23 protein-coding genes and 3 pseudogenes are annotated in these 25,777 nt (G+C 67.2%); 9 read left to right on the top strand and 17 right to left on the bottom strand.

The window, feature by feature from the left end; all coding sequences use genetic code 11:
- Window positions 1-150: 150 nt before the first annotated feature.
- From ACIHFB_RS00275 to ACIHFB_RS00265, 3 genes and pseudogenes are all read right to left on the bottom strand, one after another.
- On the bottom strand, window positions 151-1,224 hold the full coding sequence (locus ACIHFB_RS00275) for a class I SAM-dependent methyltransferase (protein ID WP_365282098.1): 1,074 nt from the start codon (window positions 1,222-1,224) through the stop codon (window positions 151-153).
- Between the two features lie 166 nt (window positions 1,225-1,390).
- Window positions 1,391-1,552: pseudogene (locus ACIHFB_RS00270) on the bottom strand (transposase); the annotation flags it as partial.
- A gap of 395 nt (window positions 1,553-1,947) precedes the next feature.
- Entirely contained in the window at window positions 1,948-2,553 is a 606-nt protein-coding gene (locus ACIHFB_RS00265; protein WP_365282097.1) for a dihydrofolate reductase family protein, read from the bottom strand.
- A 508-nt stretch (window positions 2,554-3,061) separates the two neighbouring features.
- On the opposite strand from ACIHFB_RS00265, the gene ACIHFB_RS00260 reads away from it, so the two are divergent.
- Entirely contained in the window at window positions 3,062-3,643 is a 582-nt protein-coding gene (locus ACIHFB_RS00260) for a hypothetical protein (protein WP_400124628.1), read from the top strand.
- Window positions 3,644-3,781: 138 nt separating this feature from the next.
- Window positions 3,782-4,411 carry a DUF4291 domain-containing protein gene (locus ACIHFB_RS00255; protein WP_400124627.1) on the top strand — a complete coding sequence of 210 codons (630 nt, stop codon included), beginning with the start codon at window positions 3,782-3,784 and terminating at the stop codon, window positions 4,409-4,411.
- A gap of 310 nt (window positions 4,412-4,721) precedes the next feature.
- Here ACIHFB_RS00255 and ACIHFB_RS00250 read toward each other — a convergent pair whose 3' ends face one another.
- From ACIHFB_RS00250 to ACIHFB_RS00240, 3 genes are all read right to left on the bottom strand, one after another.
- The gene (locus ACIHFB_RS00250) at window positions 4,722-5,303 is read right to left on the bottom strand and encodes a YdeI/OmpD-associated family protein (RefSeq protein WP_365282094.1); all 582 of its coding nucleotides are present in this window, start codon (window positions 5,301-5,303) and stop codon (window positions 4,722-4,724) included.
- A gap of 254 nt (window positions 5,304-5,557) precedes the next feature.
- Window positions 5,558-5,707, bottom strand: a complete 150-nt coding sequence (locus ACIHFB_RS00245) for a hypothetical protein (protein ID WP_400124625.1) — start codon at window positions 5,705-5,707, stop codon at window positions 5,558-5,560.
- Window positions 5,708-6,016: 309 nt separating this feature from the next.
- Window positions 6,017-6,763, bottom strand: a complete 747-nt coding sequence (locus ACIHFB_RS00240; RefSeq protein WP_365282093.1) for an alpha/beta hydrolase — start codon at window positions 6,761-6,763, stop codon at window positions 6,017-6,019.
- 93 nt (window positions 6,764-6,856) lie between these two features.
- Between ACIHFB_RS00240 and ACIHFB_RS00235 the strand changes: the two genes are divergently transcribed.
- Complete coding sequence (locus ACIHFB_RS00235; RefSeq protein ID WP_365282092.1) at window positions 6,857-7,399, top strand: TetR/AcrR family transcriptional regulator; 543 nt, start codon at window positions 6,857-6,859, stop codon at window positions 7,397-7,399.
- A gap of 285 nt (window positions 7,400-7,684) precedes the next feature.
- Here ACIHFB_RS00235 and ACIHFB_RS00230 read toward each other — a convergent pair whose 3' ends face one another.
- The 6 genes and pseudogenes from ACIHFB_RS00230 to ACIHFB_RS00205 form a co-directional block, all read right to left on the bottom strand.
- Window positions 7,685-8,038 (bottom strand): VOC family protein, encoded by a 354-nt coding sequence (locus ACIHFB_RS00230; protein ID WP_400124622.1) that lies wholly within the window; start codon window positions 8,036-8,038, stop codon window positions 7,685-7,687.
- A 127-nt stretch (window positions 8,039-8,165) separates the two neighbouring features.
- The gene (locus tag ACIHFB_RS00225) at window positions 8,166-9,926 is read right to left on the bottom strand and encodes a CocE/NonD family hydrolase (RefSeq protein WP_400124620.1); all 1,761 of its coding nucleotides are present in this window, start codon (window positions 9,924-9,926) and stop codon (window positions 8,166-8,168) included.
- A 341-nt stretch (window positions 9,927-10,267) separates the two neighbouring features.
- Window positions 10,268-11,119 carry a thioesterase family protein gene (locus ACIHFB_RS00220; protein WP_365282089.1) on the bottom strand — a complete coding sequence of 284 codons (852 nt, stop codon included), beginning with the start codon at window positions 11,117-11,119 and terminating at the stop codon, window positions 10,268-10,270.
- A gap of 343 nt (window positions 11,120-11,462) precedes the next feature.
- Window positions 11,463-12,093, bottom strand: a pseudogene (locus tag ACIHFB_RS00215) (transposase family protein); the annotation flags it as partial.
- A 45-nt stretch (window positions 12,094-12,138) separates the two neighbouring features.
- Entirely contained in the window at window positions 12,139-12,366 is a 228-nt protein-coding gene (locus ACIHFB_RS00210) for a hypothetical protein (protein ID WP_400124618.1), read from the bottom strand.
- 22 nt (window positions 12,367-12,388) lie between these two features.
- Window positions 12,389-12,949, bottom strand: coding sequence for a GrpB family protein (locus ACIHFB_RS00205; protein ID WP_400125564.1), 561 nt, complete (start codon window positions 12,947-12,949; stop codon window positions 12,389-12,391).
- 953 nt (window positions 12,950-13,902) lie between these two features.
- Here ACIHFB_RS00205 and ACIHFB_RS00200 point away from each other — a divergent pair.
- The 3 genes and pseudogenes from ACIHFB_RS00200 to ACIHFB_RS00190 all read left to right on the top strand — a co-directional run.
- A pseudogene (locus ACIHFB_RS00200) lies at window positions 13,903-14,455 on the top strand (ATP-binding protein); the annotation flags it as partial.
- A 133-nt stretch (window positions 14,456-14,588) separates the two neighbouring features.
- Complete coding sequence (locus tag ACIHFB_RS00195) at window positions 14,589-15,134, top strand: GNAT family N-acetyltransferase (RefSeq protein WP_400124616.1); 546 nt, start codon at window positions 14,589-14,591, stop codon at window positions 15,132-15,134.
- A 240-nt stretch (window positions 15,135-15,374) separates the two neighbouring features.
- Window positions 15,375-16,091, top strand: coding sequence for a TetR/AcrR family transcriptional regulator (locus ACIHFB_RS00190; RefSeq protein WP_400124614.1), 717 nt, complete (start codon window positions 15,375-15,377; stop codon window positions 16,089-16,091).
- Between the two features lie 118 nt (window positions 16,092-16,209).
- On the opposite strand, the gene ACIHFB_RS00185 is transcribed toward ACIHFB_RS00190, so the two are convergent.
- From ACIHFB_RS00185 to ACIHFB_RS00165, 5 genes are all read right to left on the bottom strand, one after another.
- Complete coding sequence (locus tag ACIHFB_RS00185; protein WP_400124613.1) at window positions 16,210-16,554, bottom strand: PGPGW domain-containing protein; 345 nt, start codon at window positions 16,552-16,554, stop codon at window positions 16,210-16,212.
- Between the two features lie 304 nt (window positions 16,555-16,858).
- On the bottom strand, window positions 16,859-18,319 hold the full coding sequence (locus tag ACIHFB_RS00180; protein ID WP_400124611.1) for an FAD-binding oxidoreductase: 1,461 nt from the start codon (window positions 18,317-18,319) through the stop codon (window positions 16,859-16,861).
- 70 nt (window positions 18,320-18,389) lie between these two features.
- A complete protein-coding gene (locus ACIHFB_RS00175; RefSeq protein ID WP_400124609.1) occupies window positions 18,390-19,151 on the bottom strand; it encodes a MerR family transcriptional regulator in 762 nt (253 codons plus the stop codon).
- 407 nt (window positions 19,152-19,558) lie between these two features.
- Complete coding sequence (locus tag ACIHFB_RS00170) at window positions 19,559-19,996, bottom strand: HIT family protein (RefSeq protein WP_365282346.1); 438 nt, start codon at window positions 19,994-19,996, stop codon at window positions 19,559-19,561.
- A gap of 129 nt (window positions 19,997-20,125) precedes the next feature.
- The gene (locus tag ACIHFB_RS00165) at window positions 20,126-21,628 is read right to left on the bottom strand and encodes an amidase (RefSeq protein WP_365282082.1); all 1,503 of its coding nucleotides are present in this window, start codon (window positions 21,626-21,628) and stop codon (window positions 20,126-20,128) included.
- A gap of 691 nt (window positions 21,629-22,319) precedes the next feature.
- Here ACIHFB_RS00165 and ACIHFB_RS00160 point away from each other — a divergent pair.
- From ACIHFB_RS00160 to ACIHFB_RS00150, 3 genes are all read left to right on the top strand, one after another.
- Entirely contained in the window at window positions 22,320-22,991 is a 672-nt protein-coding gene (locus ACIHFB_RS00160) for a DUF3159 domain-containing protein (protein ID WP_365282345.1), read from the top strand.
- Window positions 22,992-23,154: 163 nt separating this feature from the next.
- Window positions 23,155-23,808, top strand: coding sequence for a TetR family transcriptional regulator (locus ACIHFB_RS00155; RefSeq protein WP_365282081.1), 654 nt, complete (start codon window positions 23,155-23,157; stop codon window positions 23,806-23,808).
- 283 nt (window positions 23,809-24,091) lie between these two features.
- Window positions 24,092-25,756, top strand: coding sequence for an MDR family MFS transporter (locus ACIHFB_RS00150; RefSeq protein WP_400125562.1), 1,665 nt, complete (start codon window positions 24,092-24,094; stop codon window positions 25,754-25,756).
- Window positions 25,757-25,777 lie beyond the last annotated feature (21 nt).

Raw genomic sequence — 25,777 nt, 5'->3', positions numbered from 1 at the left:
GATCGCCGGCGAGATCGCAGACGGGTCCCTCGATCCCGCCACCGGTACCCACCTCATCTGGGCAGGCATCGTCTACGACCTCGGCTGTCCAAAGGACTTGGAGTCGCTTGTCCACTGCGCTCACACCCACAAGTCGGGTGACTGCGGGCTTCAGCTGGTGCTGGTGCCGGTGGGCTGGGCAGGGGCCTTCGCGGCGAGGATGCGGTAGGCATTGCTGTGGCGTGGCAGCAGCGGGCGGACAGTCAGGTCGAGCAGGAAGCCGGCTGGCAGCGCAGGCAGGGCGAGGAGCAGCGCGGCGGCCCATCGTGCGTGGTCGGTTGTGTTGGGTGGGCGGGGTACCCAGGGGCGGCGTGGGTCCTGGGCGAGGGTGGAAAGAAGCCTTTTGGCGGCCAGCAGGAAGTCCAGTCCAAGGTCGGCTTGCCTGTGCTCGACGGCCAGGACCGAGAGGCCGTTGGCGGTGAGGGCCTGTTTGAGGTTGCCGACGGGGAACATGTGCAGGTGCTGGGGTTGTACCCACTGTGACCAGTACTTGCCGAGGAGGCGGGCCCCGGCGCATTCGGGGTCGGGCACTTCGATGAGGAGGTGTCCTCCGGGGGGCAGGACGTGTGCGGCGGCGCGGATCTCGGCGATCGGGTCGATGGTGTGCTCGAGGTAGTGGTGCATGCTCACCACGTCGTAGCGGTGGGTGAGGGTGTCGGCGAGGTCGGGGAAAGAGCCTTGGTGGGCGTCGTCGATCCAGCCACGGCGTTGGGCTTCTCGCACTCCGTCGCCGCGGTCCAGGCCCGCGAAGGTGGTCTGTGGCCAGATCTGCTTGGCGGTGTGGCAGAAATGCCCGTAGCCCGTGCCGACATCCAGCCAGGCGCGGGGCGTGGTGTAGGGCTGGAGCATGCGGGCGCGCCGCTGGTAGAGCTTGCGCATCAAGCTGAAACCGAACTCGACGCTCTTGGCACCGAGCCCGTCGTAGAGGTCCCGGTAGTAGAACTCAAGGCCGGAGGTGTTCAGTCGGGGGTTCTGAAATATGTGTCTGCAGTCGCGGCACTGTTCCAGGGTGAACGAACCGGGCTTGGCTTGAATGAAGTCCGGGCTGGTCAGGTGGACTTGAAGGGCCGTTGAGCCGCACCAGGGGCAGTCAGGGCGGCGCGGCTCCAGAAAGCGGGCCGTTCCGTCGGCGAGGTCGGCCTGGTAGCTGGTTCTCAGGGCGGCTCGCGTGCTCGGCGTGGTCATCACGGCGTCCTTGTCCTTTCCCGGGTCAGCAGATAGCCGGCGCCCAGGGCCTGTGGATGTCGGTGGGGCAGGGGCTCGTGTTCGTTCCTGGTGTTCTATCAGTGGTGCGCTCCGAAGTCGGGGCGGAAGTCGGCCAGGGGATTGGCAGGTTATGGACGTCGAGGTTGCGGAACGCGGTGACCTGCTCGTCCGGATACCTGGCCATCCCGCTGACTTGGGACTTTGACACCTGGGTGACGCCCAGGCTCTCGGCGAGCTTCTCGACCCGGCAGGTGGAGACGCCGAGCAGGTAGACGGTGTCGACCACGCTGGTGCGTCTGCGGGAGGAGGGCTGAGCGTGTGCAGGCCGCGCTCGGTGGGGCTGAACGCGTGCGCCGGCACCGCCGTCCTGCTACTCATGGCGCTCGCCGCAGTGCTCGCTCTCGGAGCCGCATACGCCGCGGGCCCCGCTAGACAGAAACGGCACCCCGACCGCCGGGGCCGAAGGTGCACCGGAAGGTCTCGGTGGTGGTGGAGAGGCCAGGGCCGGTGGGCCGCTGTCCGTCGTGCATGAGGACGTTGAATTGAGCTGGTCCGAGGGGTACGCGTTGAGCTTGATCCGGATCTGGTGCGCCGCGCGCTGGACCTCGGCCCCGCGGCGTTGGCCGTTCGCCCTCTATGAGGTCTTGCTCCGGACCCGCCGGCGCCGGCCTGGTGTCGTCCAGACCGGCGGACGGGGCGACGTCACGCAGGGACGCCGAGGGGTGGGTGCTCGAGCACGCGGGGCTTGTACTCGACCAGCTGGATGCGGCCGTCGAAGGTGCGGTGCTCGGTCATCTCGAGGGCAACGTCCGGATAGCCGTCGTAGATGCGTTCTGCGCCCGTGGCCCCGGTGATCACCGGGAACATCACGACCCGGAAGCGGTCGACGAGCCCGGCTCGTAGCAGGGACCGGCACAGGCTGAGGCTGCCGATCGTGCTGAGGAGCCCCGAGCCACTCGACTTCATGGCGCGGACCGTCTCAACGGCGTCGTCGCGGATGAGCTTGGAGTTGGGCCACGTCAATGGCTCCTTGAGAGAGGAGGAGAACACCACCTTGGACGCTTGAGTGAGCTCATCGACGGACGCCTCTTCCTCGGGCCTGAAGTCGGCTTGGCCATCCGGGACCTCGCCTGCGGCGAAGCCCGACATCAGGCGGTAGGTGTTCGCTCCCATCAGGTAGGTGACCTCGGGCTGCTCCCCGAGCCATGCGAGGTACTCAGGGCCCTCGAGGCCCCAGAACCCGGGCCATCCCTCTCCCGATGCGTAGCCGTCGAGGGAAGTGATGAAGTCGACGAGAAGCTCCGACATGACGGTGTCCTTTCCTAGGCTGTCACGAGCTTGGACCGGCCGGGAGTCACAAACTCATCGGCCGCGCAATGGACTAACGAGAAAACCCATGAAGCTCCAGCCGATCGCCCGGCGCCCACCTAGCCCGATCGGTTGCTGGCGTACTGACCCCTGCTGAGTATGTGGGTGAGTTTCAGCTTCTGGCACAGATCTTGGGGAGTCGTCGCGGAGGGTAACCACATCCAATCGCTCACGGCCCTCGTCGTCGCCCTGGTCGCGTTCGATCGCGCGACCCTCGACCACCGGTGCCCTCGCCGGCCGAGGTACGCGCCTCTCGCCCCACCGCTGGTGTGGAACGCTACGAATTACCAAGTGTCGATGACTTCGGGAGCTGCGGCTCTGCGCGGCCCATCGTCGACCGGCTCACCTTCAACGGCGCCATCATCAGGCCGGGGCGGAGTCCTACCGCCTCGCCCACACCAAGGCCGCCCGGGCCGAACCTGCGGGCGTCGGCTGAGAAGCTGTCCTCATGATGGGCAGGACGGGTGGGGTTGAGGGCGGGTCGATTCGCCCGGGCAAGTACTCGCATGTCGAGCGGGAGAGACGGTTTCTGCTGGCCAGACCCCCGGAGCCGTCGACGGTGACCGTCACTCGTGTGATCACAGATCGATACGTGATGGGCACTCGCTTGCGGCTGCGGAGAGCCGACTTCGCAGACGGTCGCTGCGAGCTCAAGCTCACCCAGAAGGTCCCGGTCCCTCAGCCCGGTGCTGTCCAGGGCCTGATCACGAATACATACTTGTCGCCAGCCGAATACGACGTGCTCGCCTCGCTGCCGGCCGTCCTGCTGTCCAAGACCCGTTTCAGTGTGCCTCCCCTGGGCGTTGACGTCTTTGACGGTCGTCTTCAGGGTCTGGTGCTGGCGGAAGCTGAGTTCACCACCGACGACGAGGCGCAGTCATTCGTGCCATCTGCCGAGTGCGTGGCAGAGGTCACCGACGACGCCCGCTTCACAGGAGGGCGCCTTGTTCGAGCCTCCCGCCAAGAGCTGCTCGGGTGGTTGGCCGAGTACGGGCTCCGTCCGGCAGGCTCCCAGGACCCCGCAGAGTGACATCCGGGAGTCGTTAGGGATGCCGACGACTGCACCGTGGCTACGAGCGCAAGGCCGAACACGTCCTTGCTTTCGCTGGCATCGCCGCCACTCTGATCTGCTACCGGAGGCTCAGCCACCCGGTGCCCAGGTAATTCGATGGCGCGCATCGAGCAGTGTCCGCACCCTGTCACCGTGGCAGAACTCAAGCACCGGATCCGCGCCCGCTACACCGACTCCACAGTCATCGTCTACCAGGCATACGCGCCAGAGCTCGGCCTGCCCGCAGCCCGAGAGGGTCGTTTCCCGACGGCCTGGCAGCGAGACCGGATGACGTGGATCAAGCCGTCCTTCCTCTGGATGATGTATCGCTGCGGATGGGGAGCCAAGGAAGGGCAGGAGACTGTCCTCGCAGTCGAGATCACCCGCGAAGGCTTCGAATGGGCGCTGGAGCACGCGTGCCTGTCCCACTACGAGCGCGGACTGCACGCCGACCGAGCAACCTGGAAGCGGCAGTTGAAGCGGGCCCCGGCTCGTGTCCAATGGGACCCCGAGCGCGATGTGCATCTGCAGCCCCTTCCCTACCGCGCATTGCAGCTCGGCCTCGTCGGTGAAGCCGCACACCGCTACGCCGACGAGTGGACGGTTTCCATCACCGACGTAACTGGCCTCGCGCGCGAGATCCACGGGCATGTTCGGGGCTGCGATCTGGACACCGCCCAGCAACTTCTTCCCCATGAACCTCCCTACCCCGTGCCCGACGGACTCCTGGACCACCTGCGCCAATGACTCCCATCACCAGTTGAGACGTCCCCTTAGCTGGCGACCTCGACGCCGTCACCGCCGGACTCACTCTGCACTGGAGCTCGGGCGGCACCGACGGAGCGTGAATCGCAACAAAAGGATCAAAAGGCAACTCTACGGGCGAGCCGAATTCGAACTGCTCCGTAAGATGATCCTGCTTCGGTGACTGACCGTGACGACCCCCTGTGATCGTGACGGGGTGCGCTCTGTCGGCATTCCACCTATCTGACGCTCCATCTCTTTAAGCCTCCGCAGGCTTTGATGTGCTTGATCTGTGCGTTGGCCGAGCGGTTGATCATGATGGCCGCTCGGACCTTGCCATCGTGGCCACCATCCGTTCCAGGCGGGCCAGGCGGGTCTTCTCGGTGCGGGCGCTGACCAGGCGGAGGTATAGGGCGAACTGGTCGGACTTGCTGAGCGTCTCGTAAAACGCCCGCGCGGCCGGGTTCGCGTCGAGCGCCTCGAGGAGATCCGGCGGTGCGGTGGCATTCTTCTGTGAGGCGTATGCCGTCTCCCAGCGGCCGTCCGCCCGCGCCGCCTCGATCTCGGCGAGGCCGCGGGGGCGCATCCGGCCTGCCGCGATCAGGGCCTCAGCCCTGTCGACGTTCACCTGCGACCAGGCGGAGCGGGGTCGGCGGGGTGTCGTGCGCTGCAGGAAGTACGTGTCGTCAAAGCCGCGCCGCAGACCGTCGATCCAGCCGAAGCAGAGCACCGTGTCGACCATCTCTTCCCAGGTGAGCGATGGGATGCCGGTGTGCTTCTTGGCGATCTTCACCCAGAGCGCGGTCCGTTCCCCGTGATGCGCGTCGAGCCAGGCCTCGAGCTCGGCCGGGCCCGCGGGGACAAGGATCTCGACGCCGTCCTCGTATGTCTGCATAAACCGCAGGCTAGAGGCCTTATAGGACGGATGCTGACCTACTGGGGCCACCGCTCAGGCGACCCGCCCAAGCGGCCTGCCCAGGCGACCTGACCGGCTCACTACTTGGCGAGCTTCGCCCTGCTGCCACAGGCCCCCCGTCGAGTCGATGAACTTGGTTGAAGCTGACGGCCGACATCGAGGTCGCGTACTCGGATGTGCCCGATCTCCCCGCCGCGGTCGCCTGGAGGAACCAGGCGAACCGGGCGGCGCGGTCAGCAGGTTGTGGTACAGGTGCACGGGCTGTAGGGCAGGTCGGCGACCACCTCGGCCAGCGGTTCACGATCAGCACGCAGCAGTTCAGCGATCTCGGTGGCAAGTGCTGGGAACACATCCGCCAGTCGCGGGTGCAGCCCATCTGTCACGACTGCACCGTGCACGTGGCAGGCCATGAGAAGCACCAGACGTTAAACAACAAGCTCGGCTGGGCGACCTCGGGGCGGAAGGTGAGCGGTTTGGACTCAGTCTTGCGGCGTCGCCGGGAGCCTTCCTTGCAGGGGTTCCCGGACCGGGTGCCGGTCCTGTGTACAGCGGACACCGCCGACGTCCGTGACAGCGACCCGACCGGCCACCTCCCGGACAATGAACATCTCGCGAGTCACCGCCATCATGGCCATGCGCTCACGTGCTCGCGACCTCATCACGGCGAGGACGTCGCCCACCGGTACCGGATGTCATGCGGGCCGGGAGTCCCAGAATCGGTTGAGTACCTCCGCGCCCCGATCAGGATCCTGGAGCATCCAGTAGTGGGTGAGGCTGTCCAGTTCCACTGCCTGGGCCCCGATTCGCGTGGCCATATCCAGGTCCATCGCGGGCTGCGCCATCGGATCGCCGGTCGGGATCAGGACGAGCCCCGGAACCTGAGCGGGGCGGTCGAAGTCCTTGCCCCAGTCGGTGTAGAAGTTGGGCCAGGCTGAGCGGTAGAGCGTCAGGATGGCCGTGCTCATCTCCTCGTCGTGGACGGTGTCGACTTCCGTCGCCAGTTCGGCGCTCATCCCCCGAGGGCGGAGGAAGTCCCCGAAGCTGGGGCTGCCGGGGGTCTGGGCGCGCAGCGACGCGAGCAGCTCCTCGCCCTCCGGGGTCTTCTGGAAGAGGGTGGCCGCCTCGTGCCACTGATAGTCGGGGTGCCACCCGTGTGCGACGTCGGACACCCAGCTGCGTACCGGAACGTCGTACGCGGAGACGATCCGCATCACCAGGTGTGCACCCCAGTCGTGGCCCACGAGATCGACGGGCTCACCGAAGGCGCGCAGTTCGTTCGCCAGCCAGTCGGCGTACGCCTCCTTGCCGTCCAGGTGAGCCGGGCGAGGGCTGCCGAATCCGGGCAGCCGCAGGGCCGCGGTGGGGCGGTCGATCCGCCCCCGGAGGTCGTTCCAGACGGAAGGCGTCTCCGGTACTCCATGGATGAACACAACGGTCACGACCGCTCCCGACGAAGTGAAGTGGATTAGTTATCGACTTCACCGTAGCACCAACCTGATAGGTTATCCACATGGGTATGCGAAGGAGGGATCATGAGGTCGGATGCCGCACGCAACAGGCAGAGGATCTTCGATGAGGCCCGCGGCGCCGTCATCGGCGGGGAGACCGCGCTCACCCTCAACGAGCTCGCGCGCAGGGCGGGCGTGGGGGTCGGGACGGTCTATCGGGTCTTCCCCACGCAGCGGGCCATGCTGGAGTCCGTCCTGGAAGAGGCGGTCCGAGAGCTCATCGATGCGGCGGCCGCAGCCGTCGGACACCCCGATCCCGCGAAGGCGCTCGTTGACTTCCTCCGCACGGCGCTCCTGACCGCCCTGGCGCAACCGGGCCTCACCGACGTTCTGATCACCGGGTCCGACGAGACGGACTCTCTGCACCGGGCCAAGGGAGAGCTGGTTGAAGTCACCTCCCACCTGCTCGCACGCATCCGCCCTGCCCCTGCCCTCACCGGCGAAAACCTGCTCAAGCTCCTGTGCGGCCTGATCCACGCCGTCAGCGAGCACCCGGCGGAGCGGCAGGGGGACGCGATCGACAACTACCTCGACATCCTCCGGGCCGGCCTCGCACCCACCCTCTGACGACCGGGGCTCTGGGCGCGCGGGCCGGGCCCGAACTCGGACCTTGGGCCGGAGGCTGCATCGTGCCGCTCGCCGTGCAGTCCTCCTTGACGTGGGCGCGAAGGCGCTTCGGAGTACGGCGGGCTTATCGGATGCCCGCCGGTCGTCGGTTGCCGCTCGGCGCACGGACCGTTGGCACGCGCACCCGAGCGGGGAAGATGGCGAGTGGTTGTGAACATTGGCGAACGCGACCGCAAGGTGTGAGAGCCCGCTCCGGTGTCGCGTCCGTCCGGAACCGTGTCGCGGTCAGGCGTCTTCGCCGGTGGCTTCGATCAGCTCGATGGCCGGCCCATGGGCCAGACCGTCCAGGTACACGAAGCGTGTCTGCCCTGCGATGGTTGCCTCGAAGGTGACACGACCTGCCTCTCCCGTCGCTCGCAGCGCTTCGAGGTACTGGTCGATGCTTCCCACCACGTAGGCGAGGTGCTGGACGCCTTCACCGTGGAGGTCGAGGAACTCCGTGTACGGCGAGCGGCCATCGAGCGGCTGGATCAGTTCGATCTCCGAAGATCCCGTCCTGATGAAGCCGTAACGGGCAGAGAAGCCAACCTTTTCCACGATGATGCCGACGTGAAAGACAGGCGGAAGGCTGATGGGCACGGGTACCCCCTCGGTTCGATGAACTGAGCTGTTTCCGACCTGTCGTTCGCGCTGATCGGTGGGGTGTCGGTGGCGGTGCTCCGCCCCGTGAGCCAACGCGACGAGGTTGTCCAGCGGTGTGGCGTCCTCAGCGCCGCGCACGGGCCGGGGGCACCGTGAACGCGGCTGGGCCGGGCTTCAGCTTCGCCGCGTTGATCTGCGTGAAGGTGTCGAGCCACGGCGCCCGGTCGCCACCGGTCGCGATGTCTTCTGCCGGGTTGTCCAGGGGCAGCTGGAGACGGGCGTTACTGATCCGGATCTTTTGCTTGGAGGGGGTGTCGAGCCAATCGCCGGTCCGCACCGAGCCGATCTCCACGGCGAGGCGGTGGCCGGCCCGCAGGGTCCAGTCGGTCGACTTCAGGCCGATGTCCAGCCGGTCCCGGTCCAGCCGGGAGACTCGCTCGTCGAATGCGACAGCGTTACCGTCCTCGTCCACGTCGTACAGCTTGACCATGACGTTCCCCTCGCCGTTTGCCGTCATGGCGATTCGGGGCGTGCCGGTGACCCGGGTGGCCGTCTCGAGAGACCCGGACCAGACGAGGAAGCTCCCAGCGTCACGACCGGATTCCTCTTCTGGGGACATCGGCTGCGAACCCGCTCCGCTGTCCACGTACGAGCCGTTGCCGAGACGGAGGTTCGCGGAGCGGTTCGCTGTGGGCCAGGACTTCTCCGCGCGCCAGTTGCCGAGGTTGTCCTGGACGGCGTAGTTCGGGTACTGGATCTTCGGGTCGATGCCCTTGAGGTGTTCGTCGAAGAAGGACAGCGTCTCCTTGAACCAGTTCGCGCGGCCCATCGCGAGCTTCCCGTCCTGTGTGCGCTCATTGCCGCGTACGTGGTCCCAGGGGCCGATCCAGGCCCGCTGAGGGCCGCGGTGATTGTCGAGGAACTCCTCCATCCCCACGGGCAGGGTGTTGGTCTCGGCGGTGCCTTGGGTGAAGAGCAGCGGAGTGGCGGTGCCCTTCGCGTTCCTGGCCGGGCTGCGGTCCTTCCAGTACGGGTCGTCCGGGTCACCGATGGAGGGGCCGAAGGAGTTGAGCACCAGGCACTCGGGGTGCTTCTTCTCGTACGCGGCGTTGGTCCGGTACCGCTTGTCCTCGTCCGGCAACTGGGCCAGGCCGGCAATGCGGTTGTAGCTGGTGGGCAACTGGACGCTGTTCGGGCGGGGCACGCCGTTGGAGTGGAGCTGCTGATACAGATCCCAGATGGGCTCCTGGGCGACGACGGCTTTCAGTGCGTCGTGTTTGACGTTGTTGCCGAGGAGACCGGTGTAGGCGTCGAAGGATTTTCCGTACATTCCCACCGCGCCAGTGGACCAGGGCTGTTTCGCGCTCCAGTCGATCGCGGCCTTGACGTCGGCCTGGTCTCCGGGCCCGCCGAGGTCGAGACATCCGGTGGAGCCGCCGAAGCCGCGCGTGTCCACCATGACGAAGGCGTACCCCTTGTCGAACAGGTCGGTCCCCTCCAGGAGGTCCTGAAAGCGCTCCGAGGGGCCGGCGTGCTCCTCCTCGACCTCCAGCTCCCCCGAGTGACCGAAGTACGCGCCGGCCGACATGATGACGGGCACCTTCGCACCCTCGGGGAGCTTCTCAGGAAGCAGAACGTCGGCGTGCAGCTCGGTCTTGGAGTCGTCCGAGGAGGGGAAGTAGTGCTGGGTCCAGCGCGCCCCCTCCGGCACCCGCTCGTTCTGCTCGTGCGTGACCGAATCGGTAGCAGTGGCGACGGTCGTCTTCTCTGTTCGGCCGCTGTCGGTTGCCTGGTCCGGCGCGGCGCCGGCTGCCCCTATGAGGCCGCCGGTCAAAGTGCAGACCGTGAGCAGGGCTGCAACGGTGGCGGCTGGTCGTTTCCTCATGAGGTACTCCGGAGTTCGGGTGCGGGCGGACTCGGAAGGGGGTCACTCGCTGCGCAGGCCGGCCTTGCACAGAACCGACCACCCCTCTGTCGCTTAGTGACAGTGTCACTAAGTGACAGATATTGCAAGTGGATCCCTTGCGGCCTCGCGGGACTTGCAGCGCCTTGCGAGTCCGCCTCCCCTGATGCAGCGTCAGCCACCTAGACTCCGAAAGGGCCCCGCGACCAGGGCGTATGGAGAAGTACCCAGAATCAGGCCATTTCTCCGCAGGCGCGGATCGGGCCCAGTGGCGCCGCGAGGCCGGGATGAACCTGGACCTGCCCCACCCGAGAGGACTGTGGTCAGTCCGTCGTCGGGGCCGCCTTCAGGGCTTCGGAGGTCAGTTCGCCGCGTGGGCCGGTGGCGTCGGCCACGCTCAGGCAGGTGCCGTCGTGGAAGATACCGAGTTCGTAGTGCACGGAGTCGGTGTCGACGGAGCGGACCGTGAGCCCGATCTCGTAGTCGCCCGGGTAGGTCACCTCACCGAGATACTGGATCTGGTATGACGAAGGGGGCAGATCTGGCACCGAGCCCGCACCACTTGTCCCAATTGAGCGCGAGGTGAAGGTAGCGACGGCCTCGTCGTACCAAGTGGTCAATGCGATGAAGTTGACGTGCTGGTTGGAGTCGACGTCACCGATCCGGGAACGCAGCGTGGCCCAGTGCGAGTAGTGGGCACGTTGCAGGCGTTCAGGGCGTGGACGGGCAGCTGCCGGCGTGGCTGTCTCCGGTAGCTGCATCTCGTCGAGATCGGCGATCAGCTCGTCCGGAAGCTGGAGCGGTCCCGAGTTGTCGGCCAGCACGACGGTGGCGTCGCCCCTGCCCACATGCTTGCCGTCGACCATGATCACCTGTTCGAAGGTGAATGAGGAGCGCCCGATCCGGCAAACGCCGGTGTGCACTTGCACGTGGGTACCGGTCGGGCCGACCGGAGCAAGCCGGTTGACCCGTTGGCCGACGAGCAAGATCTGGTACGGCCCGAAACCACCCTTACCGATGAGGCGCTCGAAGCGGTGCAGCCGCAGCCGGATCCGGGCGTCTTCCAGCCAGCGGGCCATGCCGATTGTGCTTGCCGAACCGTTTCGACCAAGATCGGCCTGTCGCACCCGGACATCGATCTGTATGCCGAGCCTTTGATCATCAGGAGTGTTCATGCATGATGACCTTAGAGCAGCGTCAACTTCGCCCCTCGGTCGGACAGGGCACACCACGTGACCAGGTCCAGTTGCTCCAGGCCGCACCGCGACTGTGCGCAGCACCGACGATCTTGCCTTTGCCGACGCGCCACCGGCTCCACCAAGCTCGGCCGGCGTGCCTCCACACACGCTCATCTCCATGTCCCAGGACGCCAGTCAGAAATCGTCGCCTGAGCTGTTTCTTCGCAACGGGTCCGAGGCGGGGTGTGGGGCGAGGTCGCAGAGCGTGCTGGAGTCGGAGGACTTCTGCCACGGTGAAGTGAACGGTGCTGATGGGGTCGTTTCTGCAGCCCTCCTTTCTGTTGTGCAGGGGAGCGACGCCGAGCATGGCGTGGTGGACGCGGTCACCTTTGAGACGGCAGTCGCGGAGGATCTTCCAGGTCTTCATGCGGGCGAAGGTGTGCTCGACGCGAGCACGGTTGTGTTGCCGTTTTAGTCGGGCAGTTCCTCGCAGGCTCTGCAGTCGTTGCGGTTGCCCGGCAGCGGCCGGGCGACCACGACGACGCGACGGGTGCCTGCGTCGATGACAACCTGGTGGTTGGTGGAGTACCGGTAATTCTCGGACTGCTCTGCGACTGCGTGGCCGCGGGTGGGCACCAGGGTGCCGTCCCACGACAAGGACGGTGTTCCTCGTGAACCGCTGTCTGGGCTGAAGCGCGAGAAGCGGGCCGAGATGGCTGATGATCCGGTCGGCCGTCGACTTTGAGACGCCGAACAGCAGCGCGAGTTGGCGCATCGTCAAGTTCGTGCGCCAATATGCCGTCACGAGCAGCACCCGGTTCTCCAGTGTCAGGCCCCACGGCCGGCCGGGCCGTACCGTCTCTGCACCCCTCGCGCCGCAGCGCGGTCACCAACCTGCCGACGCAGCGGGGGCTCAGTTGGGTGAAGAGGGTCATCCAGGACGGCTCGGACGCCGTGATCACACCAGCCACATCAAGATCATCACCTCGTGGCCATGTGAGACTGCATGCGAGGGCTCACGTGGAAAGGCGGAGGTCTCCAGCCCAACTGTCGCAACGAACCCGGCCGGAAGCGAAAGTGACCTCGACGGCGATGCGGCCGGTCCTGGGCTCGAACTCTTCCCTCACCGCCAGAGCATCTTTCCCCGAGGCGAGCGGCGAACGGCGTCCGATCACCGGACCTTCGCCCTGTTCCACCAGTTCAAGCGCCTCGCCGTCCGCTGGGAACGCCGAACCGAACTCCACGACGCCTACGTCTCATTGGCGTTCATTGGCGAGCTGCCCTGGCTCGAGTCTTGATCGCGAGGATGACGTCGTTCTTGGCGTCGGCGTAGTCGTTCATGTCGTTCCACTGCTGGCTGAGCAGAGCTCGTTTGACACTCTCGTACAGGGCGCGATCGTCTGCATGGGTGCGCAAGTGATCACGGAAGAGAAGGTACTCGTGCACCGCTGCGTCCCCTCGTTCATATACGTGCACGTGAACGTCGCGAGTCGGCGTACGTACGAGCCGATGTCCTGGCTCGCGAACCCGCAGTTCGTAACCTGCGGCCAACAGCCCGTCGAGGTAGTCCTCCTCTGCTGTGATGTCGGCCACCGCGACGACGATGTCAACAATCGGTTTGGCGGCAAGGCCTGGAACCGAAGTCGATCCAATGTGCTCGACATCGACGTCCACTGCCGCCAACGCGTCAAGGATCCGACGCCGGTGATGCAGGTAGACCTCCGCCCACCGGGCGTCATAGTTGCCAAGGCCGACCTTGAGCGCTTCTGGACCACCGATGATCTCGACCGTCGTGACGTCCGGCCGACGAGGCTTGTTGCTGTTCATCACCAACACATCCTTTACGTCTTGCGCCAGTTCACCACCTCGATCGACGGGGCTGCGGTTGGCGGCTTCGTGGAGCCTCGCCGTCGTCACGCGGGCTCGGCGGATCGGGACCTGCGTCGCGCCGAGAGCGGCGACGCGTTCCTGCTCGACCCGGAAAGGGTCGATTCTACTGTGCAGCGCGACATGCTCGGCCCAGGCACAGTTGTCCTTGCTCAGCGGCATGGATTGCGGCGCGCGAACCAACAAGCTCCGGAGGCGGGCCAGAGGACTGTTGGCCCATCGGATGAGCGGCTGCCCCTCCGTCACCACTGCGGACATTTTGTCGGCGCCGGGGCTAACGATGTCGGCGTCCCTGCTGTGAGTGCAGTACACAAGAACCCGATCTTTCCCGGGTCCTCACTCGAGCGGCTCTCGGCAGACAACGCTTGCAGTGAAGTCCGGCCTGAGTTACGTTTTCGGGCTGACCATTTCAGCCCGGCCAGGCTGTCGAGGTGCCCGGCAAGGTGGGCGAGACCCGCCGCGTGTTAGCGGCGAAGCCCGCGCCGCGGGCTCTACACAATCTGGAGCCAGTAATGACCGACACCGGCAGCGTCTCCGACGGGTTCCACACTTTCGACGAGCTGTACGAATTCAGGCTGCTCTACCACGCACACGCAGTCCGGGCGTGGCTGGCCGCCAGGTATCCCGTCGTCCGCTCATGGAAGCACCACGACGGTGAACCATGCTTCGGAGGCGGCTGGTTCATAGTTATGGCCCAGCTCCCCACGGGGCAGGTCAGCAATCACTACCGAGCCAATAGCTGGTCGTTGTTCGGTGACGTGCCCGAGGTAGAGACGGCGCCCGTGTGGGACGGGCACAGCACCACCGACGTAGCTCGCCGGCTGCGCACCCTCCTCAGTGGGGATGGATCTACGAGCGTGGCGAGTTGACGCTGTGTGCTGCGTGGCGGCGCGGCTGAACGAGCCGAAAGCGAGGGCCTGTCCTATGCCGGGTACCTCGCCGAGCTGCCGATGGCCGAGTGCGAGGACCGCGACCGCCGACGGGCCGAACGCCGCATCCGCGCCGCCCACTTCCCCCGCGAGAAGTCCCTGCGCGACTTCGACTACCGGGCCAACCTCAACATCGACCCGGCCGCCATCCACAACCTCGCCACCTGCGAGTGGATCACCAAGGGCTACCCGCTGTGTCTGATCCGGGGACTCCGGCACCGGCAAATCGCACCTGCTGATCGGCTTGGGCACCGCGTCCGCCATGGCCGGCTACCTCGAACGCGACCGTCGTGGCGCCGAGATGCTCTTCCAGGTTCTGACCGAGCGGGAGGAGAAGAACAGCATCGCCGTCGCCTCCAACGAAGCGTTCACCGGCTGGTCCAAGACCTTCACCGATCCGCGGCTCTGCGCGGCGATCGTCGACCGGCTCACCTTCAACGCCACCCTCATCGAGACCGGCACCGAGTCCTACCGGCTCGCTCGCACCAAGGGGAACAAGACCAACGGAATCAAGTAGTCGGGGTTGCGGGGGCCTGCGGGTTGCCGATGGACGCGGGTTCCTGATCCGGCCATGACCTGGCGGTGATCGTGACGCGTTGCCGAACGGCCCGCTGTTGACGTGAGCGGCCGGCATCGGGCGATCATGGTGCATGACTCGCGCTCTGTCGACGCCGCCCGTCATCGCCTCCGGCCTGCTCGGTGGCTCCCCCCAACCCGTGCTCCCCGCCGCCGGGGGCTTGCTGCTACGTGCTTGGGAGGAATCCGACGCACCGGTGTTCCTGTCGGCTTATCGGGATGATGAGATTCGCCGCTGGCACACCCGTCGGCCCTCCACCGAGCTCCACGGCCGGGAATGGTTCGAGGCATACCGCCAGGACTGGAAGCACGAGAAAGGCGGCCACTGGGCGATCACTCGCGACGGCGACGAAGTACTCGGCCGGATCGCGCTACGTGGACTGGACTTCGACGACGGCATAGCCGGCGTGGCTTCGCAGGGTCTCGTGGCGCTCACCGCATGGGCCCTGGACGAGATCGGCTTCCACCGACTGGAGCTGGACCACTCCACCCGCAACCACGCTTCGTGCAGGGTCGCCATCAGGTCCGGCTACCTTCTGGAAGGCACCAAGCGCAGCGCCGCCGTGCATGACGACGGCCGACACGACATGCATCTGCATGCCCGCATCCGAGGCGACTGAGCCTTCCCGATCTCGTGACAAGCGCCACTACCGAGGGCCGAAGTCCTGATCAACCGCCTGCCGCCGGACACCCCATCGAAACAGCCCGGTGGTCCCAGATCTTCACGAATCAATTGTGAACCGGGGCCAGCTGGAGTCGCCTTGGTGGGGCCGCTGAACGTTGCCCCAGGCACTAGCATGTCGCGTCACTTAATGCCAATATGACACTGAGCGAATTTGATGGTGAAAGGGTGACGAAAGATGGCGGACGACGTGGCATCGACCGAACGCAGCCGTGGCGGAATGAGTGAGCAGCGGCGCCGTCGCGTACGTCTGGAGATCTCGCGAGAGGCGGCACGCCTGTTCTGGGCGCAGGGCGTCGACGGCACGAGCGGTGACCAGATCGCAGAGGCCGTTGGCCTGTCGACCCGCACTATCTGGCGTCATTTCCGCAGCAAGGAGAGCTGCGCGGAGCCGATCGTCGCGCAGAGCGTGGAGTGGGAACTGGCCACTCTGCGCAGTTGGCCGCCGCACCGCTCTCTGGAGGAGCACTTCGCCACGGAGGCGAAGCGGTTGGTCAGCGAGATCAGCCCGCTGGAGCAGGCCGACGCCGGGCTGGGCGTCAAGATGATTCGATTGGCCGAGACCGAACCGGCCCTGCGAACGGCCTGGCTGATGGCCTGCGACCAGGTGGAACACGAACTGGCCGGGGTCATCGCGACTCGCCTCGGACTCAAGCCCGACGACCTCGAGGTACGTCTGCACGCCGCGGCCGCTGCGGCCGCCCTGCGAGTCATCAACGAGTACGTCGGAGCCGGCCTTCTGGACGGCACCGATCCGCAGAAGCTCGGTGACGAGAATTTCGCCTTCATTGCGGACGCTGTCCGCACGGCCACGGGAGGCGCCGTAGGCGACCCGGTCCACATCGACAAGGCACTCGCCGAGCCGGACGAGGCCGCTGCTGATCGACAGGAGTGAGGGCTCGGAGAAGAACAACATGCGGGCGCGCGCTGACCTGGGACGTCAAGGCTCCGAGCCCACAAGTTAATTCTCTGCGAGCCCTAAGGCGCCCCCTGAGCGGCACACTCCGATGGGCTCAGCTACGGACGCAGGAGGGGATCCGGCCGCTGCTGCACGCGCTGTGTACGCCGCTCAACCGCCAATCCCAGGGCACGACAACGCCGTAGCAGTACAGATAGCCGGTAACCGCCGCAGCACAGAGCGCGGCACCCGCCGTGAGTACAGCGATGTTGAGATGCCGCACACGAGGGTCCATGGCCCGCCGGGTGGCTTCGGTGACCCGGCACCCTGGGCAGCTCAGTACGCGCTGCGCCCATATGAACTCTGTGGCCCAGAGCTCCATTCCGGCGAAGATCACCGGCCAGCCGGGGCGGGGGAGCGGCTCTGCCCTGGCGACGAACTGGACCTTCGACAAGCCCACCGTCCCAGTTCAGAGGAGCTCCCCGGCTATTTGATCACCCCTCGGACGGCCCCTTGGTGGAGCCCGAAGTCAACGCGCCGGAACGGTCTCGCGGCGACCATCACGGTGACGACCAGCGCACGCGAATGGCCGTCGTCAAGGCCGCATCGACCTCATCGGCCCGCAGCTGCCAGCGAGGGTGCGGGCACCGCTGAGTAGTTGAACGAAGTGCCCGCCCCGTCGCGTTGCGCGGGAAACTGCCTGACTACCTGATGCCGTTCTCCGACGGGGCCGCCGGCACCCCCGGCTGTTCCTGTTCAACGCCTCATACGGGCCTGGAACCGGCGTCGGCAGTCCCGCTGGGGAGCGGGGTGGCGGCGAAGACGGAGTCCGGGTCGACCACAGACTTCACGGCGAGCAAACGTTCGGTGTTCGGCCCGTAGGACTCCGCAACCTGGTCGGGAGTCTCCGGCCCCAGGAAGTTCACGTAGCCGCCCGGCAATGAGAATGGCTCAAGCGCCGCGTGCAGCTGTTCCAGCCAGCGCAGGTGCGGGGACCTAACGTCGCCGCCTCCTGCGTTGTCCTGGCTTTTGCCGTCCTCCCACAATGAGATCAGCTCGACCATCAGGTGCGGTTCGCGTCGGCCGAAAGCCGTCGAGTCGAGGGGTGGACGGGCGGCGGCACCATGGAACTGATGCCACACGATCGCGGAGAACGGTGAGGTGAACTCCCGGGCCGCCCGGTCCAGGACGGTGGCGATGGAACCGGAGATGCTCTGGACGGTGCGTGTGCGAATCGCGCCCATCCGCCCGGGTGGGAACATGGCGTCCGTCGCGGCCAGCGTCGCGGAACGGGTGACCGGTCCAACCTCGGCCAGTACGGGTGTACCGAGTCTGGCCAGGGCATGCACCGGCCCGTTCTCGGCGTTCCCCACCTCGACATCCCCCGACCAGGTCGGTGCGACGTACACCGTCGGCTTCCCGTCCGGGCCGGGAAGGAACCCTACGTCTACCGTCAGCTCGTCCGGGCTGTCCTGAAGGATCCCACCGAGGTTGGCGAGAATGTCGGAGCTCTGGACGATCGGGTACAGGATGGTTCCCGACACCACTGTGGGCACGGGGTGCAGACGTATTCGCGCCGAGGTCACGACACCGAAGTTGCCGCCGCCGCCGCGCAACGCCCAGAAGAGGTCCGGATGATGTTCGGCGTCGGTGTTCACTCGTGAACCGTCGGCCAGGACGACTTCGGCGCCGAGCAGGTTGTCGGCTGCGAGCCCGAACTGCCCGATCAGGGGGCCGTACCCGCCGCCGAGCGTGAGGCCGACCATGCCGACTGCGCCCGCCGTTCCAGTGACGGCAGTCAGGCCCGCCCGCTCGGCGGTGGATACGACATCGGACGAGAGCGCCCCGCCACCCACCGTCGCGAAACGGCCGTCGATGTCGACCTGAACTCCCCGCATGCCGGTCAGATCGAGAACCAGTCCACCGGGACGGAACGCCCGCCCCCAGAAGTCGTGACCCCCGCCACGCACCGACAGCGGCACCCCATGGTGGCGAGACGCGCGTACCCCGGCCTGTACGTCAGCGGTGGTCGTGCATCGAACGACGACAGAAGGACGGACATCCACCGCTGCGTTGAACAACGCCACTGCTTGTGCGTACTCCGGTCCGTTGGTGAGCACACGGCCCGCAGGGATTCTGGACCGCAGCTCAGCCAGCAAGGCAGTGCTGACTGCGTCGCGGGCATCGGCATGGGCATGGGCATGGGCATGGGCACGAGACTGCATGGTCACTCCTGCGTGTCGCTCACGGGTATGGCCGTCGACGGCGACGGCAGGGAGCCGGGGACCGGCGCGGTCAAGGAAGTTCGGTAGCGTTCCGCCCCGATCGGGGCTGGGTGGACTCGTCCACGATCACGTGGGTCCGGTGCAGAACGTCGAGCTGCGCCGGGTTGTACAGCTCACGCAGGACCGTCTCCATGGTCTCTCGAACGCATTTCTTCCCCTTCGGGGCGTCCGCGTAAAGGTCGGGCAGGTCCGGGTGGTCCTGCCGCAGCCGGCGCAGGTAGGGCACCATCCGCTCCACGAGGTCTTGGCGGATGTGCTCGTCGGCGTCAGCGGACAGTTCGTCGAACTCCCGGTTGGTCGGGTGAGCAGGCAGATTGCGCACCAGTGCTCCGTAGGCCTGCAGCTGCTCCTCGTTCATCAACCGGGTCATGACCAGCAGGAGCGAGCGGTCGGTCTCGGACAGGACCGTTGCTGCGCCGGGCGTGAGTTCCGCAGGTAGGTCGGCCGGGGCACGCTGCTCGATCAGTGCCGCGAGTTCGAGCCGGGCCCGCTGCAGCCGCTCGATGGTGGCGGCCAGCTCCGCGTCGAGCGTGCGCAGTGCCTGTCGGGGGTGCTCGCCCTCGTCCACCGTCTCCGCGATCTGGGTCAGCGAGAACCCGAGATCGACCAGACGCTTGATCCGCAGCAGGCGGACCAGGTGCGGCACGCCGTACTGCTTGTAGCCGTTGGCGCGGCGCTCGGGCTCCGCCAGCAGCCCGACCTCGTGGTAGTGCCGCACCGCCCGCAGGCTGGTGCCGGCAAGCTCGGCGATCTCCCGAGTACTCCAGCTCATGGTCCTCAGCCAACACTGTGCCGCTACGGCACAGTCAAGTCCTGTTCCTGCCGCTCACGAACGGCGTCCCGATCGGGCCCGGGCTGGTGCTGTTCGGCTTCCGGCTCGCGACCGCTGGGCCAGTGCGCGGTCGGCCTCTCCCAGGCCTGTGCCTCTCTGGTGTTCGAGCGTGAGGATCGCTGAGGCCGACCAAGGGTTCTGGGCCTGCGGGCGATGGCGGCGGAGGCAGCTGTCCGGCCTGAAGGGCGTACGACGGAGACGGGCTCCGTGCGGTCTAGGCCGCCCCTTGCGGCCGAGACGGGGCAGGCTGGGCTGTTCACGGCGGTTGCCCTCACCTGCGGCTACGGGCTCAGCAACCACGCCGAGCAAATCGTCGCCGGCGGTCTGAGGGTCGCGGTGGTTCCGGTTCACTGTCCGGGGCCAAATTCCCGTGCCTGTTCATGACCGAGTTCCAGCAGGGCGGCACGGAGCTTTGCTGCGGCTTCATCCAAGGCTGACTGATCCTCCTCCTGCTTGGCCTTGCTGAAATCAAAGTCGGACATGTCCCAGACGGGAGCGACATGTATATGCAAATGCGGCACCTCGAAGCCTGCGATGACGAGTCCGGCGCGCGGAGCGTTCCAAGCCCGCTGCACCCCTTGCCCAATGGCCTGGGCTACCTCGAAACAACGCGCCAGGAGGGTCCCGTCAGCGTCCGTCCACCGGTCGACCTCACGCCGTGGCACAACAAGAGTGTGACCAGGCCGCAACGGAGCGATGGACAGAAACGCGACGATTTCCGGATCCTGCCAGACGAAGCGTCCGGGCAGCTCACCAGCGATAATGCGTGAGAACAAAGTAGTCATATGTGAAATCCTGTCACACAGGGCAGCGTCCATATATTGCTCGGGGATCGGAAACTGCCGGTCGTTCAAGATGGCCTCGAAGGCTGCCTGCACGGCTGGCCCGACATTTTGTCCGTGCCAAGGGAGACGTCAGGCCGCGGAGATCTCGGACAACGACGGCCAGAGATGTGCCCACGGCTGCGCCCGCTCCAACTGCGCGGCCAGTGCCAGCAGTTCCGGCTCCGAACCCGGGCGCCCGACGAACTGGACGCCGAGCGGCAGCCCACTCGACGTCCGGTACAGCGGCACCGACGACGCCGGGCGCCCGGTCACGTTCGCCAGCTGGGTGAAGGGCGCGGGCTCAAGGTTCGCGACGGCCAGTTTCTCGACGAGGTTCATCCGGCCCAGCACACCGCCGAGCCGGGCAGCCAGCAGCCCCCGTGCGGCGAGCCGGACCGGCAAGGCGAGATCGAACTCGCCGATCGGCCACGCCGGCCGGGCCATGGTCGGGGTGAGCAGCATGTCGTAGCGCTCGTGGAACGTGGCCAGCGCCCGGGTGTGCTGGTGCCAGCGGGACTGCGTGGCCAGATATCTCGGCGCCGAAAGGCTCCGGCCGATCGCAGCCATCATCCGGGTCTCGATCTCGAAGTCGCCCTCGGCACAGCCGGTGAGTTCCCGTGCGGCCGTGACCTCGGCGGCGACCATCGCGAACCAGGTCGTGAGGAAGTCGGTGGCCAGGCGCTGCCCGTCGATGGCCGGGGCGGATTCCTCCACGACGTGTCCGAGTCCGGTGAGCAGCTCCCCCGTGTCCCGAATCGCAGCGGCGGCCTGCGGATCCACCGGTCCGCCAAGCGAGGACACCGTGCTCAGCCCGATCCGCAGCGGGCGTGGGTCGTCGACGACGGCGTCGGCGTACGGACGCTCCGCCGGAGCCACCCGGTACGGGCCCTCCGGTGCGGAGCCGGCCAGCACGTCGAGCATCGCGGCGGAGTCACGGACCGTGCGCGACAGCACGCCCTGCACCGCGGCACCGTGGAAGACCTCGTCGACCTCCGGCCCGGACGGGACGACGCCACGCCCTGGCTTGAGCCCGAACAGCCCACAGGCCGCAGCCGGAATCCGGATGGAGCCCCCGCCGTCGTTCCCGCCCGCGACCGGGACGACTCCGGCCGCGACGGCCGCCGCGGACCCGCCGGAGCTGCCACCGGGCGTCCGCGACGGGTCCCAGGGGTTGCGGGTCGGGCCCCCGGCGACCGGCTCGGTTATCGCGCGAGCGCCGAACTCGGGGGTCGCGGTCCGGCCGAACACGACCAGACCGGCGTCGAGCCAACGCTGTACCACCGTGGACGTCTCCGCTCGCGGGACGCGTGCCAGCGATCGATTCCCACTGCCGGTCGGAACCCCGGCGAGATGCTGGCCCAAGTCTTTGACCAGGAACGGGACACCGGCGAACGGCCCGGACAGCGGGCTGCGAGCGCGGGCATGGGCGTGGTCGTCGAGTCGGTGGCGGATCGCGTTGATCGTCGGTTCGACGGCGTCGGCACGGGCGATCGCCGCCTCGAGCAGTTCAACCGGGCTCACCGCCCCGGACTTCACCAGCTCGGCCAGCCCGACGGCGTCGTGCTCCCGGTACTCATCCCAAGTGATGCCCATACGAGTGCTCCCATCAGAGCGATAAGGGGGCCGGTCCGCGGCATGTCCGACGTCACGCCTCGGTCATCGGCGCCGGTCACGACCTCGCGCAGGTCTCGGCCGGCCGGTCACGACCGTGTCAGACACTGCGTAGCGATGTTGATCAGCCGCGGTCTGAGTCAACACTGTGCCGCGACGGCACACTCAAGCTCATGGACAGCGGGATCACACCACGCCGAGTTCTGGGCGCAGCACCGGACGCGGGCACGCGGTGAAGGTCGGGCTGACCGGAGGCAGAAGGGGTGTCCGGCTGCCGGGCCGGCGTGGGCCCGTCCGCCTTCTTGCGATGCCGAGTTGACGTCGCCAGTGGGCTGCGCCTGACGCGCGCCACTTCGCGCGGTCTGGCTTGCTCGTCCCCGACCTGGCGCCTGACCCTCACCGTCGTCCGCGACGTAGTCGCGCGGGTCCTCGGACGTCGGCGTCCGACGACCCGTACCCGCGCCTCCTCGACGGCCGTGACCTCTACGGAAAGCGGCGGCGAACTGAGCGAGACGGCTGGCGGGGGACAGGTCGACAGCGATCGCCGAACCCCCTACGGACCGTGATATGTGGCTCAGATCACGTCGCGCGAGATGGCTTTGTTCGTCACTTGATGTCATCATGTCACTTAGTGACGAACCGCTCCAAGACCAACCCGGAAGAGCTGATCACCATGCAGGCCACAAGTCCCCAGGAGGCGGCGACCGACATGCAGACGGCAGACCAGAAGAAGTCGGCGCTCGAACAGGCGGGTGGCACGAAGGGGGTCATCTACTCGGCGCTGCCCGCCCTGGTGTTCGTCGTCGCCAACAACGCCGGTGGACTCAAGGTGGGCATCCTCGCCGCTCTACTCGTCGCCTTGGGCATCGCGGTGCAGCGGATGATGCGCAAGGAGTCGATCCAGCCCGCGCTGGGCGGCGTGTTCGGCGTGGCCATCGCCGCCGGCATCTCCTGGTACACGGGATCCGCCAAGGACTTCTTCCTCATCGGCATCTGGCTGAGCCTGGCCGGCGCCGTCGCCTTCATCCTCTCCGTGCTGCTGCGCTGGCCCCTGGCCGGCCTGATCTGGAACTCGACGACCGGCAAGGGCACCGTCTGGCGGGCGGACAAGCGCTCGCGGATCTACTACGACATCGCCACCCTGGTGCTGGCCACCATCTTCGGCGCCAGGTTCGCCGTCCAGCAGTACCTCTACCAGGCCGACGAGGTCGGCTCGCTGGGCTTCGCCAAGATCGCCATGGGTTACCCGCTCCTCGCCGTCGGCTTCCTGGCCGTCGCCTGGGCCGCCCGGGCTTCCGACAAGCGACTGAAGGCCGTAGGGCTGCTGCCCGCCAAGCGCAGCTGACCGACGCCCTCCCGCTCCCCGTCCGTGCCGGGCGGGCCCCCACGGCCCGTCCGGCACACGCGTCCGCACCGCGGAGCGACCACGGCCGATCTGGGCGTCGTCTCTTTGCATAGCCGCAGCTGAACGACGCCTTTGTCCCACGGCTGAATGACGAGGTGACCCCATGCAGGTGAGCAATCGCGTCGGACCTGGGATGAGCGAGCAACGGCGCTGCGGGATCCGGTTGGAGATCTCTCGGGAGGCGTCACGTCTCTTCTGGGAGCAGGGCGTTGCCGCGACCAGCGGCGACCAGATCGGCGAAGCAGTGGGCCTGTCGACGCGTACCATCTGGCGGCACTTCCGGAGCAAGGAGAGCTGCGCCGAACCGATCATCTTGCATGGCGTCGCGTGGGCGATGGCCGCCCTGCGCCGCTGGAAACCCGAACTCTCCCTCGATGACCATCTCGCCGATGAGATGAGCAGGCATGGCCGCGACGCCGACAGGGCGGAGCGCGCCGATGACGCGCTCGCGATGAAGATGATCGCGCTCAGCAGCAGGGAGCCCGCGCTCCGCACGGCCTGGCTGATGGCTTGTGACCAGGTAGAACGCGAGCTGGCCGGGAGCATCGCCGACCGACTTGACCTTCCGGCCGACGACATCAGGGTGCAGGTGCGCGCGGCGGCCGCCTCGGGCGCCCTACGGGTCGTCAACGAGGAGATCGGCGATGCCCTGCTCGGCGGTGCCGACGTGCGCCGGTTCGCACATGCGCACCAGCTCCTGGCCCAGGCGATCCGCAGTGCCACGGGAGGCGCCGTGGGGGACGCGGCTACGACCTGAGATCCGTACGCGACGGCCCCGTCAAGTCGCTCAAGCACCGGCATCGAGTGTCCCGTTCGGCATGCGCCTGAGCGGGCCGCGCGGCCGCGCTGTTCGCCGTGTGCCACAGGCCGGGTGGCAGGTCGATCCACCGGCGCCGGATCGGATGCCCGCCCGTCCGATCCCTCGAAGCACTCCCGTCAGGTGGCGCTCCGTACCCGGTGTGTAGGCCACCTGCTGTCCTTGATTGGAAGACTCAGTGACTACCGACCATTCCCCTGCGACGAAGCCGGAGGCGGTGACGATGCCGCCCCGGCAGGTGCTACAGGCGGTTTCCGGGCTGGTGGCCGGCTTGTTCGTCGCCATCCTCGCCGGAACAGTGGTGGCCAACGCGCTGCCCCAGATCACCGCCGAGCTGGGGGCGAGCCAATCCTCGTACACCTGGGTGATCATCGCGGAGCTGCTGGCCATGACGGCCACCGTTCCGTTGTGGGGCAAGCTGTCCGACCTGTACAGCAAGAAGCTGCTCCTCCAGATGTCGCTGGGCCTGTTCGTGGTCGGCTCACTCGTGGCCGGATTCTCCCAGGGTGTCGGCACGTTGATCTTCAGCCGGGTGGTGCAGGGCATGGGGGCAGGCGGACTCACGGCACTGACGCAGGTCGTGATGGCGGCCGTCATCCCCCCGCGGAAGCTGGGCAGGTACTCCGGCGTCTTCGGCGCCGTCTTCTCCGGCGCCACCGTGGCCGGCCCGCTGATCGGCGGCCTCCTGGTGGACACCTCCTGGCTCGGCTGGCGGTGGTGCTTCTTCATCGGCGTGCCCTTCGCACTCCTTGCCATCGCGCTGCTGCAGCGCACACTGCACCTTCCGCACGTCCGCCGCGACGTGAAGATCGACTGGCTCGGTGCCCTCCTGATCGTCGCCGGTGTCAGCTCGCTGCTCATCTGGGTCTCGATGGCGGGCAGCACCTTCGACTGGTTCTCCTGGCAGACGGCCGCCCTGGTCGGTGGCGGAACGCTGCTGCTGGCGGTGGCCGTCCGGGTCGAGTCCCGGGCCGCCGAGCCGATCATCCCGCTGAGCATCTTCCGTAACCGCACCGTGGCACTGACCAGCCTGGCCTCCCTACTGGTCGGCGTCGGTCTCTTCGGTGGCACCGTCTTCCTCTCGCAGTTCTTCCAGGTGGCCATGGGCAAGTCCCCTACGATTGCCGGTCTGATGAGCCTGCCGCTGGTCCTGGGATCGCTCGCCGCCTCCACGTTCGCCGGACAACGGATCAGCGCGACGGGCAGGTGGAAGCGGTACCTCGTGGCAGGCACCGTTCTCATGACCGCCGGTCTTGCCCTGCTGTCCACCATCGGATCTCACACGCCCTTCGTTCTGCTGAGCCTCTACATGGCCGTCCTGGGGACCGGCGTCGGCATGCTGACGCAGAACCTGGTCCTCGCCGCGCAGAACGACGTGCCCGCCGACACTCTGGGCAGCGCGACCTCCGTCCTGTCCTTCTCGCGCAGCATGGGCGGGACCGTGGGCACCAGCGTCCTGGGGGCGGTCCTCGCCCACCGCGTCGCCACCGAACTGGCCGCCGGCCGCGCGGCGGCAGGCGACACGCCGGGAGGTGGGGCCGGGCACGGTGTCCCCGACGCGACGACCCTGCCCGCCCCCGTGCGTGCGCTCGTGGAGAACGCCTATGGCATCGCCACCGCCGAACTCTTCCTCTGGGCCACCCCGTTCGCCCTGCTGGCGCTGATCGCCGTCCTGTTCATCGAGGAGAAGCCGCTCAAGACGACCACCAGCACGGAGCGACTCGCCGAGGAGAGCGCCATCGCCGCCGCCCGCCGCGCCTTCCCGCCCCCTGCCGACACACCCCGTGCCGACCTCGCCGAGGCGTCGAGCAGAGGCAGTGGAGGAACTCTCCGGCAGGGGTCGGCCCCGCCCGGTCCTGGAGCCGCCGCCGGGCGACGGCGTCCGTGACGACCGAGGCCGGAACAGCGA

The sequence above is a fragment of the Streptomyces sp. NPDC051963 genome (assembly GCF_044593495.1).
Taxonomy (GTDB): Bacteria; Actinomycetota; Actinomycetes; order Streptomycetales; family Streptomycetaceae; genus Streptomyces.
This window is presented reverse-complemented; position numbering and strand designations above follow the sequence as displayed.